At 68.0% G+C, this 1,805-nt stretch carries 2 protein-coding genes; both read left to right on the top strand.

The features are described 5' to 3' along the window. The first annotated feature begins 10 nt into the window (after nt 1-10). Nucleotides 11-1,237 carry an IS21 family transposase gene (istA, locus tag ACFP2T_RS47925; RefSeq protein ID WP_377434785.1) on the top strand — a complete coding sequence of 409 codons (1,227 nt, stop codon included), beginning with the start codon at nt 11-13 and terminating at the stop codon, nt 1,235-1,237. Continuing rightward, on the top strand, nt 1,237-1,805 hold a 569-nt coding region (locus ACFP2T_RS47930; protein ID WP_377434783.1), incomplete at its 3' end, for an ATP-binding protein. The genes istA and ACFP2T_RS47930, both read left to right, overlap by 1 nt.

Here is a 1,805-nt window from a genome sequence, read left to right on the forward strand (position 1 = left end):
GCATCGGGAGGTGCTGAGCGTGGAGGACTGGGCGGAGATCCGTCGGTTGCACCGGGCGGAGGGGATGGCGATCAAGGCCATCGCTCGTCGGCTGGAGGTCTCGCGGAACACGGTGCGTAAGGCTTTGGGCAGTCATGAACCGCCTCGTTATCAGCGGGCGGCGAAGGGCTCGATCGTGGACGCGGTGGAGCCGCAGATCCGGGTGTTGTTGGCCGAGTTCCCGGACATGCCCACGACGGTGATCATGGAACGAGTCGGGTGGACCCGGGGCAAGACCGTCTTCAGCGATCGGGTGCAGCAGCTGCGGCCGTTGTTCCGCCGTCCGGACCCGGCCCAGCGGACCGAGTATCTGCCGGGTGAGCTGGCGCAGTGTGATCTGTGGTTCCCGCCTGCGGACGTGTCGTTGGGGTTTGGGCAGGTCGGCCGGCCTCCGGTGCTGGTGATGGTGTCGGGGTACTCGCGGTGGTTGTCGGCGGTGATGATCCCGTCGCGGCAGTCACCCGATCTGCTGGTCGGGCACTGGACGTTGATCTTCCGTTGGGGGCGGGTGCCCAAGGCGTTGGTGTGGGACAACGAGTCCGCGGTCGGTCAGTGGCGGGCTGGTCGACCGCAGTTGACCGAGGCGATGAACGCCTTCCGTGGCACTCTCGGCATCCGGGTGATTCAGTGCCGGCCGGCGGACCCGGAGGCCAAGGGCCTGGTCGAGCGGGCCAACGGCTATCTGGAGACGTCGTTCCTGCCCGGGCGCCGGTTCGGCTCACCGCAGGACTTCAACACCCAGTTGTCGGACTGGCTGACGAGGGCGAACAGCCGGCGGCATCGGGTGTTGGGCTGCCGGCCGGTGGATCGGTGGGACGCCGACCGGCAGGCGATGCTGCCGCTGCCACCAGTGGCGCCGGTGGTCGGCTGGCGACAGACCACCCGGCTGCCGCGTGATCATTATGTCCGTCTGGACGCCAACGACTACTCGGTGCACCCGTCGGTTGTTGGTCGACGTGTCGAGGTCACCGCCGACTGCGACCAGGTGCGGGTATTCAGCGACGGCCGGCTCGTGGCCCAGCACGACCGCTGCTGGGCCGGGCATCAGACGATCACCGACCCGGTCCACCGGCAAGCCGCAGCTGCCCTGCGCGTCGCGGCCCAGCACACCTCGACACCAGCCGTCGACGCCCAGGTCGAGCGTCGACCCTTGACCGACTACGACCGAATGTTCGGCTTGGACGAGGTGGCCGTGTGATGGCCGCCAAAACCAACCGCAACGTCTCCTCGGAGATCGCTTTCCTCACCCGTGCGCTGAAAGCACCCTCCCTGGCCGCGTCGGTCGAGCGTCTCGCGGAGCGGGCTCGGGCGGAGTCGTGGACACATGAGGAGTTCCTCGCTGCCTGCCTGCAACGTGAGGTCGCGGCTCGGGAAGCACACGGCGGTGAAGGGCGCATCCGCGCTGCGAGGTTCCCGGCCCGCAAGAGCCTGGAGGAGTTCGACTTCGAGCATCAACGGTCCCTGAAGCGGGAGACGATCGCCCACCTCGGCACCCTGGACTTCGTGGCGTCGAAGGAGAACGTCGTCTTCTTGGGCCCACCCGGAACCGGCAAGACCCACCTGTCCATCGGCCTTGGCATCCGGGCCTGCCAGGCCGGACACCGAGTCGCGTTCGCCACCGCCGCGCAGTGGGTGTCCCGCCTCGCCGATGCCCACCACGCCGGCCGCCTGCAAGACGAGCTGGTCAAACTCGGTCGGACCCCGCTACTGATCGTCGACGAGGTCGGCTACATCCCCTTCGAAGCCGAAGCAGCGAACCTGTTCTT

The organism is Plantactinospora solaniradicis, assembly GCF_042658085.1.
Taxonomy (GTDB): domain Bacteria; phylum Actinomycetota; class Actinomycetes; order Mycobacteriales; family Micromonosporaceae; genus Plantactinospora; species Plantactinospora solaniradicis.